This is a genomic window from Colwellia sp. KS18-150, from assembly GCF_057551365.1.
The window spans coordinates 58,540-74,964 of the sequence record NZ_BAAJMC010000015.1 but is presented as its reverse complement, the minus strand read 5'-3'; the positions used below and the strand labels follow the sequence as shown (position 1 = coordinate 74,964).

The 16,425-nt window shown below is 36.9% G+C and carries 18 protein-coding genes; 9 read left to right on the top strand and 9 right to left on the bottom strand.

All coding sequences use genetic code 11. The features are described from left to right. Positions 1 to 13 precede the first annotated feature (13 nt). Both AC27IF_RS15320 and AC27IF_RS15315 read right to left on the bottom strand, forming a co-directional pair. Positions 14 to 256, bottom strand: a complete 243-nt coding sequence (locus AC27IF_RS15320) for an HP1242/YdcH family protein (protein WP_487055212.1) — start codon at positions 254 to 256, stop codon at positions 14 to 16. Positions 257 to 478: 222 nt separating this feature from the next. Beyond that, the gene (locus tag AC27IF_RS15315) at positions 479 to 1,360 is read right to left on the bottom strand and encodes an AraC family transcriptional regulator (RefSeq protein ID WP_487055211.1); all 882 of its coding nucleotides are present in this window, start codon (positions 1,358 to 1,360) and stop codon (positions 479 to 481) included. Positions 1,361 to 1,546: 186 nt separating this feature from the next. Between AC27IF_RS15315 and AC27IF_RS15310 the strand changes: the two genes are divergently transcribed. Next, positions 1,547 to 2,704 carry an iron-containing alcohol dehydrogenase gene (locus AC27IF_RS15310; protein ID WP_487055210.1) on the top strand — a complete coding sequence of 386 codons (1,158 nt, stop codon included), beginning with the start codon at positions 1,547 to 1,549 and terminating at the stop codon, positions 2,702 to 2,704. Positions 2,705 to 2,789: 85 nt separating this feature from the next. On the opposite strand, the gene AC27IF_RS15305 is transcribed toward AC27IF_RS15310, so the two are convergent. Both AC27IF_RS15305 and AC27IF_RS15300 read right to left on the bottom strand, forming a co-directional pair. After that, positions 2,790 to 3,716 carry an MBL fold metallo-hydrolase gene (locus AC27IF_RS15305; protein ID WP_487055209.1) on the bottom strand — a complete coding sequence of 309 codons (927 nt, stop codon included), beginning with the start codon at positions 3,714 to 3,716 and terminating at the stop codon, positions 2,790 to 2,792. 3 nt (positions 3,717 to 3,719) lie between these two features. After that, on the bottom strand, positions 3,720 to 4,379 hold the full coding sequence (locus AC27IF_RS15300) for a hypothetical protein (protein ID WP_487055208.1): 660 nt from the start codon (positions 4,377 to 4,379) through the stop codon (positions 3,720 to 3,722). 267 nt (positions 4,380 to 4,646) lie between these two features. Here AC27IF_RS15300 and AC27IF_RS15295 point away from each other — a divergent pair, with 267 nt between their 5' ends. Then, positions 4,647 to 5,549, top strand: a complete 903-nt coding sequence (locus tag AC27IF_RS15295; protein ID WP_487055207.1) for a LysR family transcriptional regulator — start codon at positions 4,647 to 4,649, stop codon at positions 5,547 to 5,549. Positions 5,550 to 5,691: 142 nt separating this feature from the next. Here the strand turns inward: AC27IF_RS15295 and AC27IF_RS15290 are convergent, their stop codons facing one another. From AC27IF_RS15290 to AC27IF_RS15275, 4 genes are all read right to left on the bottom strand, one after another. Beyond that, positions 5,692 to 6,276, bottom strand: coding sequence for an acyl carrier protein phosphodiesterase (locus AC27IF_RS15290; protein WP_487055206.1), 585 nt, complete (start codon positions 6,274 to 6,276; stop codon positions 5,692 to 5,694). A 16-nt stretch (positions 6,277 to 6,292) separates the two neighbouring features. Continuing rightward, positions 6,293 to 8,203, bottom strand: a complete 1,911-nt coding sequence (locus AC27IF_RS15285) for a monovalent cation:proton antiporter-2 (CPA2) family protein (protein WP_487055205.1) — start codon at positions 8,201 to 8,203, stop codon at positions 6,293 to 6,295. Next, positions 8,203 to 8,838: an NAD(P)H-dependent oxidoreductase gene (locus tag AC27IF_RS15280; RefSeq protein ID WP_487055204.1), complete on the bottom strand. Its 636-nt coding sequence runs from the start codon at positions 8,836 to 8,838 to the stop codon at positions 8,203 to 8,205. The genes AC27IF_RS15285 and AC27IF_RS15280 overlap by 1 nt, the downstream gene beginning before the upstream one ends. A 73-nt stretch (positions 8,839 to 8,911) precedes the next feature. Continuing rightward, entirely contained in the window at positions 8,912 to 9,271 is a 360-nt protein-coding gene (locus AC27IF_RS15275; protein ID WP_487055203.1) for a winged helix-turn-helix transcriptional regulator, read from the bottom strand. 155 nt (positions 9,272 to 9,426) lie between these two features. On the opposite strand from AC27IF_RS15275, the gene AC27IF_RS15270 reads away from it, so the two are divergent. From AC27IF_RS15270 to AC27IF_RS15240, 7 genes are all read left to right on the top strand, one after another. Continuing rightward, on the top strand, positions 9,427 to 10,023 hold the full coding sequence (locus tag AC27IF_RS15270) for an NAD(P)H-dependent oxidoreductase (RefSeq protein WP_487055202.1): 597 nt from the start codon (positions 9,427 to 9,429) through the stop codon (positions 10,021 to 10,023). A gap of 8 nt (positions 10,024 to 10,031) precedes the next feature. Beyond that, on the top strand, positions 10,032 to 10,580 hold the full coding sequence (locus AC27IF_RS15265; RefSeq protein WP_487055201.1) for a redoxin domain-containing protein: 549 nt from the start codon (positions 10,032 to 10,034) through the stop codon (positions 10,578 to 10,580). 120 nt (positions 10,581 to 10,700) lie between these two features. Then, on the top strand, positions 10,701 to 11,300 hold the full coding sequence (ribA, locus tag AC27IF_RS15260; RefSeq protein WP_487055200.1) for a GTP cyclohydrolase II: 600 nt from the start codon (positions 10,701 to 10,703) through the stop codon (positions 11,298 to 11,300). Positions 11,301 to 11,597: 297 nt separating this feature from the next. After that, positions 11,598 to 12,620 (top strand): ABC transporter substrate-binding protein, encoded by a 1,023-nt coding sequence (locus tag AC27IF_RS15255; protein ID WP_487055199.1) that lies wholly within the window; start codon positions 11,598 to 11,600, stop codon positions 12,618 to 12,620. Beyond that, the gene (locus tag AC27IF_RS15250; protein WP_487055198.1) at positions 12,617 to 13,324 is read left to right on the top strand and encodes a substrate-binding periplasmic protein; all 708 of its coding nucleotides are present in this window, start codon (positions 12,617 to 12,619) and stop codon (positions 13,322 to 13,324) included. Before AC27IF_RS15255 ends, AC27IF_RS15250 begins: the two co-directional genes overlap by 4 nt. A 373-nt stretch (positions 13,325 to 13,697) precedes the next feature. Continuing rightward, on the top strand, positions 13,698 to 14,453 hold the full coding sequence (locus AC27IF_RS15245) for a substrate-binding periplasmic protein (RefSeq protein WP_487055197.1): 756 nt from the start codon (positions 13,698 to 13,700) through the stop codon (positions 14,451 to 14,453). A gap of 121 nt (positions 14,454 to 14,574) precedes the next feature. Continuing rightward, positions 14,575 to 15,354 (top strand): substrate-binding periplasmic protein, encoded by a 780-nt coding sequence (locus AC27IF_RS15240; RefSeq protein WP_487055196.1) that lies wholly within the window; start codon positions 14,575 to 14,577, stop codon positions 15,352 to 15,354. A gap of 92 nt (positions 15,355 to 15,446) precedes the next feature. Here the strand turns inward: AC27IF_RS15240 and AC27IF_RS15235 are convergent, their stop codons facing one another. Further along, positions 15,447 to 16,124 (bottom strand): EF-hand domain-containing protein, encoded by a 678-nt coding sequence (locus AC27IF_RS15235; RefSeq protein WP_487055195.1) that lies wholly within the window; start codon positions 16,122 to 16,124, stop codon positions 15,447 to 15,449. Positions 16,125 to 16,425 lie beyond the last annotated feature (301 nt).

Below are 16,425 nucleotides of genomic sequence, written 5' to 3'. Positions count from 1 at the left end.
GACAAAGTGGCGCTTAATTACTGGCTAATATAAGTTGGTATAGTGAGTCTTTAAGCGCTGCTCTTTCATTTTTTAATTGATGAAATGCTTCATCATCAATAGGCGAGTTATTTAACTCAAGCTTTCTTATCTCTGTATCGAGAGCATGGTAACGCTGAGCATTGGCAGAGAATACTCTGTCAGTTTTATTAAGTGCAACAATACTATCTTTATATGTTGGAAATTCGTTCACCAAAGAATGATCTTCACCTAACATGGTAACTCCTTAAATTAATTTAAGATTAAATATAAATAGTGACAATACATAAATAGCTCAAACAGCTAAATATGCAAGTTTCCTGCAATGGAATATTATTTAATTGTAGGAGTTAAATAGCATAGCAAAGAGATTTTTTATTGATAATCTTCAATTTCATGGAATGACTTTATATAAAATTTTGATAATTATTATCTTAAGGCTAGGCTATTTATCTTTAGATTATGCCGTCTCAAAGCGGGATAAAGCACTAGGGCTTTGACCAAAGTAGCGGCTAAATTCACGGCTAAACTGTGTCGGACTTTCATAACCAACTTGTGCTGCCGCTTGTTTCACTTTTAATCCTTGATCCTGTAAAAGTTCTCGTGCTCGACTTAATCGTATTTTTTTCACGTATTGAATTGGGGAAGAGGCGGTCACTTGCTTAAAGTTACGGTGAAATGTTGAAGTACTCATGTTGGCCATATTGGCGAGCTGTTCAACGTCTAACTTTCCTTGAAAGTTATTGTGCAAATGTTTAAGTACTCTTTCCATTCTTGATAAATGAGTATTATGGGAAACAAGTGCAAACAAAGGTGCAGCTTGTGGGCCTCGAAGGGTATGAAACAATACCTCACGAATTAGGCTTTTGCCAATAATGTCACATTGTAGTGATGAGCCTAAACAATCAGATAAGCGAGTAATAGCGCAATTTAAAGTATCTGTGCATTGACTTATAAATAGACCTTTGTTTTCTGAAACATTATCCGCTATCTGAATCTCTCCATGTTCATCCAGAACTCGAACTAACTCAGTTAAAGTCGGCATGTCTAAATCGATTATCAGTGACAGTAATGGTTTCCCTTCTTCTACTATGGTTTCACATTCTGCGGGTAGAGGAAGTGTTAACACAAGGTAATTGTCAGGGTTGTAGTCGTAGCTTTTTTGGTCAAAGAATACGCGCTTTTGACCTTGGGCGATAATAATAATACCTTGGCTATAACAAAGAGGTACACGCCCCGTAGACTCGGTAGCCTTGAATACTCCAACGCCATCAAGGTGTGTTTGGTTATAGCCTTCATTAATAGCGATAGCGTTTAAATTGTTAACTAAGTCATTCATCATGTATGCCTAATAAATTGGATAGATTTTTACTGTATTACTTGCCGTAAAGTATAACGAATCAAAATGTAAATTTGGTATTAAATATCAACAATGATAGCTTTAGGCATGATTTAGAGATTTTAGCCCATTCTGTCAGCGATGTTGGTTGCCTAAAATACACTCATCTAAAAGAGAGAGGAATATCACATGCAAAACTTTGATTATTACAACCCAACACATATTGTTTTTGGGCAAGACAGATTAAATGAATTAGATAAATTGGTTCCTGAAAACGCCAAGGTATTGGTACTTTTTGGTGGCGGCAGTGTTAAAAAGTTTGGCACTTTAGATAAAATTAAAGCGAGTCTTGGAGAGCGTGAAGTACTTGAGTTTGGTGGTATAGAGCCAAACCCTCAATTTGATACCTTGGTTAAAGCTGTTGAGTTAGTACGTGAACAAAAAGTTGATTTCTTATTGGCCGTTGGTGGTGGTTCAGTAATGGATGGTACTAAGTTCGTTGCATTAGCGGCACAACAAGCATCAGACCATGAAAAATTATTATTCAGTGGCTTTGAACCTGTGCCAGTAGATAAGGCTATACCTTTAGGCTGTGTGGTGACATTGCCTGCAACCGGATCTGAGATGAATACTTTTGGTGTTATTACTTACCAACAGCAAAAATATCCATTTAGCTCACCGTTAGTGTTTCCTAAATTTTCATTCTTAGACCCAGACTTAACGATGACACTGCCTAAAGAGCAAATTGCCAATGGTGTTGCTGATGCCTTTATTCACGTTATTGAGCAATACCTAACTAAGCCTGAAAACGCTAAAGTTCAGGATAGATTTTCAGAAGGGTTATTAAAAACCTTGATTGAAGAAGGTCCTGTGACTTATAAAGATAATAGCAATGTAGAAGCGCGTAAAAACTTTATGTGGTCGGCTACATCAGCACTAAATGGTCTAATTGGCGTAGGTGTGATGCAAGATTGGTCAACACATATGATAGGTCACGAAATGACTGCTATGTTTGATATTGCTCACGGCCGTACACTGGCAATTATTTTACCTAGCCTACTTAGAGAGCGTAGCGAGCACAAACACGCTAAACTTTTACAATTTGCAGAGTGTGTGTGGGATATCACTGAAGGCACAGATGAAGAGAAAATTGCTGCTGCTATTGATAATACCGAGAGCTTCTTCAATTCACTAGGCATAGTGACTAAGTTGTCGCATTACGGCATTGGTGATGCTGAAATAGAGACACTGGTGGCGAATATGGAAAAAATGGGCTTAACGCAATTATCTGAAACCGGTGATTTAACCTTAGATATAGTGCGTAAGATTTTAACCTCGGCTAAATAATTTTTCCGAAGTCTATGGATAACATAATGTCAGTACAAGCTCGGTTTGTACTGACATTTTTTTTGCCAGTTAAATACTAACGTTATTAATTCACTGGATAAATGATGAAACGTTGTGTGGTTATTTTCTTTGGCTCGTTATGGGTTTGTAACAGTGAATTAAGCAGTAATAAGTCAGTTAGCGGTAAGGGTAAAGCCACTTCATTTTCTTGATTGGTACTGCCCATTGCATAGTCAATACCTGCAACTTTTGACATTTCTATATGAGTACCCATCACGGCAGATATTGGCTGAGTAGTAGAGAAATCGACTAAACGTTTAATACTAGCTTGAAAACTTTGCCAATTTTTAACATATAGCCTACCAGGATATAGGGTATCTCCAGTTAATAACCATTGGGTAGCTTCATCATAAACAGCAATTGACTCACCTTGATGACCAGGAATGGGAACAATGGATAACTTTCTATTTCCTAAGTCGAGTTGAGCCATGTCTGTCGGCCAGTTGAGTTTGTTTTTCCCAAAGCCAAAATACTGTCTAACACTAGATTGAGTCGGCTCGATAAGTGTTACATTAGCTTTGCCTGAAAATTGTTTATCAGCGGCGGTATGATCGCCATGACTGTGAGAATGACTGACAATTATTTTATATTGCTCTGCTAATTTATTATTGGCGATCGCGTGCATATTAACGAGCTCCATCACAAGTTTATATAAGGGAAATTTATCTGGGTTTTCAGTGGCTCCAGTATCTTGAATAAAAACACTGTGCTCACCAAAGAGTACATAAATAAAGGGTGCTTCATAGTGTAAGCATTTACTTTGTCTAAGGATGTAGCTGTCTTTATTGTATTGATACACCTCAATGGCTGGGTCATCATTAAAAAAACAAAAACTTGCGCCGCTATTCCATGAGTATTGTTTTAGCAAAGCTAATTTTTGGCTTGATTGTACTTGGGCAGCTAAAGGTGAGGTGTAAAAATAGCTTAGTATAATCACAAGTAAATATTTCATCTGTTACTCCGCAAAATCTTGTTTTTCATAATAAAGAATGGTTTGTTGTTGACAGTGAGTTTCAAGATGTAAATGTGCGTCTTCTCTTTTGAGTTTAGCGTTATTTATAGTCTCACTTGCTGTATTCGGACAGTTTTTACCTAAAACAATAGCATCAAATGAGGGTTTGTCGTCAATCAAATGAACGATTAACTTATCTGAACTTGAGTGCAGTGGTATAACTCTCCATTGGTGGATATCTTTATTCAAGCTGTGCTTTTGGGGCGAAATAATTAATTGTTCATTCAGTATTACCTTAGTAAATTTTACTTCTATTTCAGTGAGCCATGGCGTTCCTCCACGCTCAAAATGACCTTGAAATACCGTCGCTGAAATTGTCAGAGCTTGCTTCTTAACTAGCGTATTCAAATCAAAAGGCTTAGGCAGTAATGTCAGCATGCTAGTTGCGTAACGGGTAGGAGTTTCTGCTTTACCTTTAGTTAGCGCCGAGATGATTTGTTTGTTGCGATCAGTACTAATTTGATAAATGAGTTGGTAATCATGAGGTTTGCTATACAAAGGCATATGACTAGCATAAAGGGTAGTACCATCAGTAAAAAGCACCATGCCATGACTTCCCATTCTTGCGTGGTGAGGTGAGGAGGAAGTCACATCACTATGCATTGAAAAAAACGTTCCTATTCGCGCATGACTCGCAACAAGGGGAGCGGCATGACTAATTGTTGAAGTAAAAGTGAGTGTAATAAGGCAAATAAAAATGATGATTAACTGGTGGTTAGGGAGTAGAGCGAGTGGTTTCATATGATTTGATAAGTGAATTTATTTAGTGCAAGTATAAGAAACATCGAATATGAAAAATAACGAATTAAAGTGACTAACTGATTCCTAATTGGATATAATTGTTGCTTATTTATTTCTTTATTGTGATTTATGGATATCGAAGATCTACGACATTTTTTAGTGATTGCTCAGTGTAGTAATTTACAAAAAGCCTCAATTAAGCTGTCTAAAACAGCTGGCGCTTTATCGAAAGTGGTTAAGCGACTTGAGGCGAAACTCGATACTCAGTTATTTGATCGGGTCGGTCGTAATATTATCCTCAATCAGCAAGGTGAGCGATTTCGTCAATATGCACAGCATATTGTGCATGAGTCGGATCAAATGCTCAGTGAGTTTGGGCACCAAACCACTAAGCATAAAGTGAATATTACTGGCCCATCGGTATTAGTTCAGTATTGGTTACCAAAACTGATAACACAGCTCTCTAGCGAGTACTATGAATTAAACCTAGATATTGATTGGGAGGGGCAGGCACTTAGCCAAGTTGAAAAAGGGGCAATGCACTTAGCGTTAGCCACTAAATTTGCGGCTTCCGAGCGCAGCTCACTCAATCAGTTGGTGAGCATAACTCTGGGAGAAACACGCTTTACAATTGTTGCTAGCCCAGAGCATAGTCTTTTCGAACGCTTTCCTGATGGCAGGATAAACACTGAACAATTGCCTGAATTTGTTTTTGCTTGCCCAAGCGTGTCCCCTTTTTGTGGGATCACCAGAGGCGTTGGCTCTGATGGTTGGCAAGATGAGCTTGCACCGCGAACAATAGGTTATCGATGTAATGATTTTAGTGTTTTGATATCACTGGTAAAGCAAGGACAGGCTCTGGCATATGTTCCTGATTTTATTGCTGAGCAATATCAATTAAAAACGATAGACCTAGTTGATTATCATGAAGTAAATAAAGAGGAAATAGCGCTATACTATCAACCTAGTTTAGCCTCAGGTTGGTTAAATAAACTGATCGCGAGTGTAGAAAAGTCATTGGTTTCTAGATAGATAAACCATTTGACCATAAGCGTTTAAATGCACTTTTTATGGCGGCGGAGAAAAAGGTTATGTTGATTACCCTACATTTCACGAAGCAGTGGATTCTTTGTTAATGTCAGCGAGCTAGTGTCAGCGAGTTAATATCAGCAAGCTAGCTTTCAAGGCGATGCTTGGCGACATGGGTAATTAATTGTGGAAAGAAGTCTAAGAACACAGCCTCTAATTCTAGATAATGGTGATTAATATCTTCAATACTGTTGGTAAACTGATTAGTAAAGCGAATACGCTTGGCAATATTATCAAGAGCAAAGCCAACTCCTGCACACGTTTCGTAAGATTTAAACCAGTCGTCCCGCGTTATTCGTGATACCACCTGCTGCATTCTTGTGGGCATAGCAGGTAAGTTATCAGCTAGTAAACCATAGCTTTCAACTTTAAATTGCGTAAAGGGCAGCGCATGAAAACGCTGCCAATGGCGTATTAGAAAGTGATCAAACAATACGTCTAAAGCAATACCAGAGAAGCGTCTTTTATTGGCCGAAAATAATAGTTTAGCTTGCTTAACTAATTCGTGATTATCGGTATATTTATCCACTAAATAATGATTTGCCAAGCCTTGCTTTACAGGCTCGGCTAAATGAACAGCGTGAGTTTTACCACCAAAATCCCCAAGCAGATTACCATAGTAGGAATCTGCATTGGGCTGGGCTAAATATAAATGGGCTAAGTAATTCATTTAGTTAATTTATCGACTAATCAAATTTATTCTCATAGCCTTTTGGCGGCGGCGTCCAACCACGTTCATCAATGCTATGTTTATCAACACGATCCAAGCCCATGGCTTTTCTCATATTCTCTTCTATTTGTATAAACAGCTTGCGGTAATCGGGGTCAAATCGTTCACCTTCAGAGCCATGTTGCCATTGATTGAATAGATCTTCTGAAGCATCTAACTCCGTTTGCACAAAGGCTGACTTTTTATGCTCTGTAGTAAATGGATGGAAGCCTAAATCAACTAAGGCTTTACCCCCAAGCTCTAATGCAGAGTGATAAGTTTCGTTAATGGTATAATCGGCGCCAGCGAGCTTTAATTCATAACTGTGACCTTTATCAAACGCGCGAGCAAGAATTTTAACCTGAGGGTAATTCTGCTTCACATAATGCGTTAGCCCTTTGGCCTCTTCTTTGTTATCAATAGCAATCACCAGTAATTTTGCCGATTCAATCCCTGCGGTATGCAATAGCTCAGGACGCGTGGCATCACCAAAGTAGCTTTTTACATTAATTTTTCTTAGGTTTTCTACTTGTGAAGCTTCGTGATCTAGCACTACAGTATTGACACCATTAGACACTAATAAACGGTTTACTATTTGTCCAAAACGGCCAATCCCCGCAATAATTACACTACCTTGCTCATCAATTTCGTCAAACTCTTTTTCATTACTGCTGGCTTGATATCTAGGTAGGATAATTTTTTCAAACACGATAAATAATACTGGTGTTAAAAACATCGATAAAGCAACAACTAGCTGTAATATACTTGCTATGCCACTAGGTAAAACATTGTTTTGAAGGGTAAAGCTTAGTAACACAAAGCCAAATTCACCGGCTTGCGCCAAGCTCAATGCAAATAACCAGCGATTACTGTCTTTTATTTTAAAGATGACGGCGAGACCCCAAAGCACTAGTCCCTTGATAAACATAACCGCTAACGTAAGTACCAGTATTAAAATGAGATTTTCGTTGAGTACTGCAAAGTTTATCCCCGCACCAACGGTGATAAAAAACAGCCCTAATAATAAACCTTTAAAAGGCTCTATATTTGACTCTAACTCATGCCTAAACTCACTGTTTGCCAAAACAACACCGGCAAGGAAAGTACCCAAAGCCGGTGATAAACCCACTAAACTCATTAAGGCGGCAATACCAATAACCAGTAAAAGGGCGGTGGCAACAAATATTTCTCTAAGGCCAGAGCTAGCAACATACTGAAATAATGGCCTACTTAAAAAGTGCCCCAAAACAATAACCCCAGAAATACTGCCTAAAATTGCACTGGCGTAAGCCCAAGTGGGTAAGTCAGCCACCAAGCTTAATTCTTCATGATGCTCAGCGGCAGATTTTGCATGTTGTGCAGCTTCAACAAGCTCAGGTAAAGCCAACATAGGAATAAACGCCAGCATGGGAATAACGGCAATATCTTGCATCAGTAATACCGAGAAAGCGTTTTGACCCCCTTCAGTTTTACTTAACCCTTTTTCATTAAAGGTTTGTAAAACGATAGCGGTTGAGGATAGTGAAAATATTAGGCCAATGGCCAAGGCAACAGTCCATGGCTGATTTAACGCTAAGGCAATTAAGCCAATTAAACTGGTGGTGATAACGACTTGAAGTCCACCTAAGCCAAGTAGGCGGTTGCGCATTTGCCAGAGCATTTTAGGCTCAAGCTCTAAGCCTACTAGAAAGAGCATCATCACCACACCAAATTCGGCAAAGTGTTGTATAGTTATGGTTTCTTGACCGACCAAACCAGTAATGGGGCCAATCACTACGCCAGCAATTAAATAACCTAGTACTGAGCCTAATCCTAATTTTTTAGCTAAAGGTACAGCAATAACGGCAGCGACTAGGTAAATAAACGCTTGTACAAAATATATAGTCATTAGCTGTGCTCCTTAGTTGCATGGGGAGTATTAAGCAGCTCTTTTAAACCATAGTTAAGGGTATTGAGTGCTTTCACTTCATCGGTAGGAATTTTATTGTTGTGCAAAGCCTGTAACAAGTTCTGCCATTGATTAAGGTGATTGTTTAATCGATTTTCAGTGGTAGCACTTCGGCTACTAAATAAAGCAAAAGGAGGAAGAAAATTCATTCCTGTTAAAGTCGCGGTTTGCTCTAATGGTTGCAGTAGCTCTCTCACCGTAAAGTGATTATAACCATCAGCATGATAGGCAACTTCTTTGCCGCCGGCGCTAATTGCACAAAGGAAGGTTTTGTCAGCTAAAGCGGTACCGTCAGTGCCGTAAGCAAATCCATACTCTAGCACTAAGTCTTGCCACTCCTTTAGTATCGCAGGAGTAGAATACCAATATAAAGGAAACTGAAAAATTACCACATCATGGTCTACTAATCGTTGCTGCTCTTTATCTATATTGATATTAAAGCGTGGATATTCTTCATATAAGTCTACAGTGGTAACAAAATCTAAAGCTTTGGCAGCTTTAAATAAAGCAGCGTTCACTTCTGATCTGTGTTGTGATGGGTGAGCGAATAATAATAAAATCTTCTGCTTTTTCATGTTAAACCTTAAATCGTTACTGATTTTTATTAGCTGTCTTTGCGACAAGTTGTACAGCTGATGTATCTATAGCTTAGTTGATTTGGTGTGATTCAGACCAAATTCTTAACTGCTCTAAAATAGTTAAGGCTGATTGTCCAAATTCAGTTAATTGATAAGTGACGGCGACCGGTCTATCACTGATCACTTTTCTTAATACCATGCCTTCGCTCTCAAGTTCTTTTAAACGTTGATCAACCATTTTTTTACTGGCGCCGCCTAACATGCGTGTTAAATCATTAAAGCGAACAGGCTCATCTTTTAGATGATAAATAATAGATCCTTTCCACTTTCCGCCAATTAAACGCATGCCTTTTTCAATGGCGCAAGGCTCAGTACAAGCATTCAAAACTTTTTTTCTACCTTTACTGTCTGTTTTTATTGGACTTTCCATAAAATCTCTCCAAAAACAACTAGGTTACTAAAAGTATACTAATTGATATTGTTTATTAGGTAACTAAAATATACCACATGTTTGAGGAATTAGAGATATTTTCTTTAATTAAATTTATTCAGTCGTCAATGTGATGACATTGTTGGAGTTACTTTATGAACACTACAAAGGCAAAAAACGTATTAATTATTAATGCTCACCAGTACTACCCTTTTTCAGAGGGTAAGTTAAATGCAGCATTAGTTGATAAAGCATCAACTATATTAACAACTAAGGGCTATAACACTCGTGTGGTCACTATGGCTGATGAATATGATGTTGCAGAGCAGTTAGCACATCACCAATGGGCGGATATTATCTTTTTACAATCACCCAGTAACTGGATGGGAGTACCTTGGTCATTCAAAAAATACATGGATGATGTCTATACTGCAGGCATGGGGGGAGCGCTTTGTGTTGGTGACGGTCGCAATGAAGAGCAGCCGAAAAAGAACTACGGCACAGGCGGTACACTTGCAGGTAAGCGGTACATGATGTCATTAACATTCAATGCGCCAGCAGAAGCTTTTAATGATGATAATGAATTTTTTGAAGGCAAAAGTGTTGATGACTTGATGTTTCCTATGCACATGAACTTTAAGTTTTTTGGTTTAGCAGCAATGAAAACCGTTGCTTGTTTTGATGTGATGAAAAATGCCGATATTGATAATGACTTCAAACGTTTTGAAGCTCATATTAATGAAAATTTTTAGGTGAATAAATGAGTACTGAGTTAACTTATACAAATAAATTACACGCTGGTAGTCAGTTTCCAGCGCTAACAGCGACACTTAGCTCTGGTGAGCAAATTGAACTTGGCAAGCCTAAAAATGGTGCTGATTGGCAGCTAGTTGTGATATATCGAGGCCGTCATTGTCCACTTTGCACCAAATACTTAAATCAACTTGAACAATATAAAGATGATCTTTTAGCGATAGGTGTTGATCTAATTGCTGTTTCAGGTGATAGCAAGGCACAGCTTGAAAGTCATCGTGAGCAGCTAGATGTCAGTTTTCCATTAGCGTATGGATTAAATTTAGCGCAAATGAAAACATTAGGTTTATATATTTCAGATCCTCGCTCTGAGCAAGAAACCGATCATCCTTTTGCCGAGCCTGGGATCTTTGTTGTTAATAATGAAGGTAAAATACAAGTAACTGATATTTCGAATAATCCATTTGTGAGGCCTGAGTTACAAGCATTGGTTAATGGCTTAGGTTGGATTAGAAACCCTGATAATAATTATCCTATTCGTGGAATGCATAAATAAGTAAATAATCATCAGACCAGTAAAAAGAAATAGGGTATAATTGCTATACTTGAAGAGAAGCAGCTCATAGGATTGCTTCTAGTATCAACATTTCATTTTAGGTTAGTAGAATAAATAGTTATGGCTGAAGTACGTACAAGAATTTCTTTAAAAGTTGGCTCAAATAGCCACATTCCTGCAGAAATGGTGTCATTTACAGGTCTCGTTTCTGATAAAGAGCATGTAGCTTTAATTTTTGCGCAGGCAGACACAACTGTGCCAGTACCATTAGTAAGAATTCATTCAGAATGTTTAACGGGAGATGTCTTTCACTCATCTCGCTGTGATTGTGGTGAGCAATTAGATGAGGCCATTAATCAAATGGCCATTGAAGGTGGTGTAATTCTTTATCTTCGTCAAGAAGGTCGCGGTATTGGGTTATATAACAAAATTGATGCTTACAAACTTCAGTCTGAAGGAATGAATACCTACCAAGCAAATAATCATTTGGGTTTCGGTGATGATTTAAGAGATTTTACCGAAGCAGGGCAAATGCTTGAAGCGTTGAATATCTCACGCTTAAAGTTAATGACTAATAATCCTAAAAAGATAAAAGCGTTAACGGATTATGGCTTAACCATTGAGAAAGAAGTGAATACTTCTACCCATATCAAAGAAGGTAATGAAGATTACCTTAAAGCGAAAGTGTCAAACGCAGGCCATAAACTCAGGTTTGATTAAACTATATCGTCATAATCTCCCTGATAAGTAATAGTTTTAAAAGAGAGTTGACTTGTTTCTATTAGTTATCAAAATTTTTAAACTCTCAGCTTTTGTATCAGTAAAAATTTAGTAACTTTGACCAGAGGAGAAAAACCCTACTATACTAATACAAGGTAAGGTGAATTATTTCGATTTAAAGTGAAATGTAAACCTAATCAATGGTATATCGTGGTTTTATGAGCGAGACTGTAATTTATATCAATAACTGATAGGGATGACATATTGTTTAAATAACTTAGTTAATCGGTGGAAAATATGAAGGTCTACGTTGTTATTGTTCTGTTGCTATTAGCAAGTTCTGCTCTTGCTAAAACGCCGAAAAAAATATTGATTGTACATAGTTACGATCATAAGAGTTTTGCATGGACAAAGTCGATAACTAAAGGATTAGTACAAGGGTTTAACAAAAATAATTTTCAGCGTAATCATGATTATATATTAGTAGAAGAAACCCTAGATGCGTTTAAAAATAATTCTGTTGAAGCGTTGAAAAAGAAAGCGCAACATATTGCTAATAGGATTAAGCAAGAGCAGCCTGATCTTGTGATCACCACTGATGATGACGCGCTTATTTATGTAGGTTTAAACATCAGTACTATCCCAGTTGTATTTTGTGGCATCAATAAACCGCTAAGTTATTATCTGGTTGATAATAAAATTGACTCTATCGCAAGTCCTAATCACAATTTAACAGGTATTTATCAAACGACTTATATTGGACAAACTGTTTCTTTATTAAAAAAAGTTATTCCGACAAGTCAAACTTTTGCACTAATCACTGACTCTTCAACAACTGGATTGGAACTCTTATCTCAGTTTAGGCAGCAAAAGAATATTGCATTATCACTACAAGACACGCTAGTTTCAAATGACTTCTCGCAGTGGCAACAAAGTATAAAAAAATGGAATAAAAATGTTGATAGTGTAGTGGTCATTGCTGCCAATCAACTCAAAAATGAGCAAGGTGAAAAAATAGGCAGTGCTGAAGTATTACAATGGATAAATAATCACTCTAAGCTGCCTGTTGCTACCTTTTGGGATTATACAGTAGCGCAAGGATCTTTAGTGAGTGCTGCTGATGCAGGGAGTCAACAAGGTTGGAAAAGTGCTGAATACGCCTATCAAATTTTGCAAGGTAAATCTGCTGGCGATTTACCTATTATTACACCTCCTGCGGGGGTTCCCACCATTAATGTTAGTCGCTTACAGACTTTAGGTTATGAATTATCGCCTGAAGTAGCGAGCATTTTTGTATTCACAGGGAAAGCTTATCAATGAAATATTATTCCATGTGTTGTTTCATTATTTTTACTTTTCTAAATACTCACTTCTTATCTGCAAAAGAGGTTATACAATTAGTCGCGGTGGAAAATCCTCCTTACCTAATGAAAAATAACTCAGATAAATTTAATGCAGGTATTTTTTATGTACAACTGGAACAGTTATTTTCTCAATGGCCAGATTTAACCTTTGAAATATCAGAATACCCAAAGAAAAGAGCGACTTATGCTTTAATAAACAATAAGGTTTCAGGTGTTGTTGCTTCAAGTAAAAGTCCTCTTGAGCAGCTGTATTTAGATTACTTTACCATGACAACAAAGTTTAATTATCGCATTTACAGTAATAAAGAAGCATTCCCTCAAGGTATTAATACGAAAAAACCTGAAGCGTTATTCCTGCTAACTATGGGAGTAGTCATTGGAGATTCGTATAATGAGTATTTTGATGATTTAATTTTAAATAATCATATTGATAATGAAAAAGTAACAAAGTCATCACAAAACTTGTTAAAGCTGTCGAAAGGGCGAGTTGATTTTGTTATTGCAGAAGAAAAAAATGCGACATATCTTATTGAACAATTAGGTCTATCAGAATACATTAGTGTTTCTTCAGAGCCAATTTTTAGTAAAGAAATTTATTTGTTAGCTTTATCTAAATATACTAAATACCATTATTTAATAGCAACAGAGCTTAAACAATAACCGTTAGAAAAATGTGCTCAGCCGAGTTCAAGTGTTATAACCTTAGCTATAGAATTAGTTGTTCAAACCAAAGAACAAAATACTTCTTGCGAATTAGTTTATGCGAATTTGATAGTTTGATAAAAAGAGTAATCTTTAGTGGCTAACTAAACGTTACTATACCTTACCGACTTAAAGCCTCTATTGAACAAAAATATCAATTTGTATTTATTGGTCCTCTCAAGTAATTAAAATAGAGGTTTTTTTAATATCGGTTAAACACAAAATAATGTGCTTAGTGGTATATCAAAGGCGTTTATTTTAATCATTGTAAGTTTTGACTATCTTTAAAACTAAGTTTTATAATGCAGAGGTAGTCTTTAAGGAACTTGTATTGAAACTCTTTTTATTTTTAATTACCAATATAATGCTTACCGTTGCTGCTCAGGCCGAGCAGAGCAGTGATTGTTTAGATTTTCATGTGATCCATAATGCTCCTATTGGTTTTAAAAACTCAACCGGTAAAGCCCTTGGTGTTCACTGGGATTATTTGACTGCGATTGAGCAAGTCAGTGGCCTTTGTATTAATAAACAGTTAACACCATACCAACGAATTTGGCATAGTATCTCTCATGGTCAGCATGATGGCGGTATTGTTTTTAAATCTAATTCTCGTTCAAATTTGGTTGAATATGCGGCATTAATTCGGACAGTAAAAACTGTCGTTATTCCGGTTAATGGTGTGGAAATCAACCGTTATGAAGATCTTAAACATTATACTATTGGTAAAACCCGTGGTACTCACTTAAGTGAGCAGTTTGATAATGATCAATCACTGACTATTGTAGAGCTGAATAATTATGATCAAGCTGCGCAAATGATTAAGCGTGGTCGTCTTGATGCCATCGCAGGAAGTGCCCTAGTGTTAAGTTATCAGCTAAATAAATATGACGCACTTGAGAAAGTGAATATAAATAATAAATTCATTTTGGGAGAAAAAGAGCAATGGCTACAGCTATCAAAGAAATCGAAGCAAGTAGCTAAAATTCCTACTCTTAAGCGTGCTGTAGAAAAGCTGCAGAAAAATGGCCGCTTTGATCAAATAATGGATAAATATTACGGGCCGAAATGGCACAAATTAAACCAATAGATGGCAATCGTATCCAATAGTCTATATTCATATATTTTCAATATAGATACTTACCTTTAGTATTCATCTGCTAAACTGATTAAATATATAAAATTCAGTTGTTTCTTTAAATATACAATTAATGATTAAATACTTTTCCTTATTATTGGTAGTTTGCTTTTCTCTTGGCGCACAAGAAGTGCGGATATTAGCTGTAAATGAACCTCCTGCGAGTTATATAAATTCTGATGGCCATACTGAAGGCTATGTTGTTGATATTATCGAAGCGATTAAAAAAGAATTAAATAGCAATATCACTATTGAGATAGTGCCAGAAGTGCGTGCCCTAAATATAGCGGAACTTAAACCCAACATCGTCTTTTTTAGCTTTTCACGAACGGAGTTTAGAGAAGATAAATTTCATTGGTTAGGCTTAGTAATGAAGAAGAAGTGGAGTATTTTTACTTCTCATGATTCACTGTTAACCTTTAACAACTTGGCTGAATTAAAACTATTAACACGTATCGGGGTGGTTAGAGGAGACGTTCGAGAGGAGTGGTTAAAAAATAGAGGTTTTAATAATTTAGACTCCGTCACTCAGCATAAACAAAATGTTGAACGTTTACTTTTTGGTCAAATTCCAGCAATAGCCTATGAAAATCAAGGGTTAGTCTATTTATGTAAGTCATTAAATATTGATACCAATAAATTTAAAAAAGTTTTCGAACTAAACCAATCTAATGTATATATCGCTATGTCTAAACTTGGCACTTCTGAAGAAGTACTTAGACAATGGCAAAATGCATATAAACTGATAAATGAAAATGGCACGCTTGAAGTTATAGCAAAAAAATGGCAATTAAAAATTAACCAAGAGCTAGGTATTGAGACAGAAGTGATTAACAATATTATTGTTTTTTGATTATTAAGTTAAAATACAGCGAATATAGAACTAATGAAGAAGTAAGCACTTACTAAACGGATAAGCGCTTACTTAGTTTTTGCTCTTATCAGTTAAGCTACAATGTTTAATGCGCTATCACTGGTTATGCTCATTGAGTTTTGTTGATATTGCTGTAATAAAGAATCCATCACAAATGAAGCTTTATTAGCTGCTGTCTGCCCAGTTTCACCTCTGGCGCTTGCGTTACTTTGTCGCTCTTTTTCCATTGCAGTGGAAAGCTCTTCTTGCGTAACAATACCATCGCCATCAACATCGGTTTTATCAAATAATTGCGACAAGATAGACTCGTCTTCATCTTCCGATAACTTTAAAGCGCTGGTAAATTCATCCAAGCTTAAGCTACCACTTTCATCAGTATCGGCTGAGGTGAGCAAATCTTCCGCACTAGGAATATTAGGAGGCGGTGGAGGCGGTGGCATATTGCCAGCCATACGCTGCTCTTGTAGTTGTTGTAATAAATTACTAACAGCATCACTGGCTTCTGATGATGATATAGACTCATCACCATCAGCGTCCATATCTGCAAACACACTACTAACTTTACTCGTATCTGCGCTTTCTGAACTTTCGAACATAGCACTAAATTCAGCTTTGCTGATGGCGCCGTCGCTATCTGTATCAGCGGCTGACATGAGTTTTTCTGCCATTTCTTCAGCACTGGGTGGCATCTTTCCTTGCATGCCTTGCATCATGGGGGAATACCCGCCACTACTAACGTTACTAATCATTGTATTTACTCCAAATTTATTGAGTATTAATGTACCGAGTAAACTAGTTTTACTCGTGTGTATTCAGTAACCATATCAGCATTACTGAATCATTCTTTTATGCAATAACGTGCCCGAAAGTTAGCTAAGTAACTGTTATAAATATAAAAAACATACTTGTTACACTTTGTCCCCATAATTTATACATATTGTGAAGCTTGTTACTGTTTTACCTAACAAACTGTTGTCGTTTTATCGATATTTAGCTGAATTTTGGGCATACCAAAAGCAGTTTGAGTAAATGAACGACTAGTAAATTCAC

Bases quoted from the DNA above. Each gene is read 5' to 3' on its own strand.
- AC27IF_RS15265 (WP_487055201.1), top strand. From the start codon at position 10,032: ATGAGTACTGAGTTAACTTATACAAATAAATTACACGCTGGTAGTCAG.
- AC27IF_RS15255 (WP_487055199.1), top strand. From the start codon at position 11,598: ATGAAGGTCTACGTTGTTATTGTTCTGTTGCTATTAGCAAGTTCTGCT.
- AC27IF_RS15295 (WP_487055207.1), top strand. From the start codon at position 4,647: ATGGATATCGAAGATCTACGACATTTTTTAGTGATTGCTCAGTGTAGT.
- AC27IF_RS15310 (WP_487055210.1), top strand. From the start codon at position 1,547: ATGCAAAACTTTGATTATTACAACCCAACACATATTGTTTTTGGGCAA.
- ribA (WP_487055200.1), top strand. From the start codon at position 10,701: ATGGCTGAAGTACGTACAAGAATTTCTTTAAAAGTTGGCTCAAATAGC.
- AC27IF_RS15285 (WP_487055205.1), bottom strand. From the start codon at position 8,203: ATGACTATATATTTTGTACAAGCGTTTATTTACCTAGTCGCTGCCGTT.
- AC27IF_RS15270 (WP_487055202.1), top strand. From the start codon at position 9,427: ATGAACACTACAAAGGCAAAAAACGTATTAATTATTAATGCTCACCAG.
- AC27IF_RS15235 (WP_487055195.1), bottom strand. From the start codon at position 16,124: ATGATTAGTAACGTTAGTAGTGGCGGGTATTCCCCCATGATGCAAGGC.
- AC27IF_RS15275 (WP_487055203.1), bottom strand. From the start codon at position 9,271: ATGGAAAGTCCAATAAAAACAGACAGTAAAGGTAGAAAAAAAGTTTTG.
- AC27IF_RS15300 (WP_487055208.1), bottom strand. From the start codon at position 4,379: ATGCATAGTGATGTGACTTCCTCCTCACCTCACCACGCAAGAATGGGA.
- AC27IF_RS15320 (WP_487055212.1), bottom strand. From the start codon at position 256: ATGTTAGGTGAAGATCATTCTTTGGTGAACGAATTTCCAACATATAAA.
- AC27IF_RS15290 (WP_487055206.1), bottom strand. From the start codon at position 6,276: ATGAATTACTTAGCCCATTTATATTTAGCCCAGCCCAATGCAGATTCC.
- AC27IF_RS15315 (WP_487055211.1), bottom strand. From the start codon at position 1,360: ATGATGAATGACTTAGTTAACAATTTAAACGCTATCGCTATTAATGAA.
- AC27IF_RS15250 (WP_487055198.1), top strand. From the start codon at position 12,617: ATGAAATATTATTCCATGTGTTGTTTCATTATTTTTACTTTTCTAAAT.
- AC27IF_RS15305 (WP_487055209.1), bottom strand. From the start codon at position 3,716: ATGAAATATTTACTTGTGATTATACTAAGCTATTTTTACACCTCACCT.
- AC27IF_RS15280 (WP_487055204.1), bottom strand. From the start codon at position 8,838: ATGAAAAAGCAGAAGATTTTATTATTATTCGCTCACCCATCACAACAC.
- AC27IF_RS15240 (WP_487055196.1), top strand. From the start codon at position 14,575: ATGATTAAATACTTTTCCTTATTATTGGTAGTTTGCTTTTCTCTTGGC.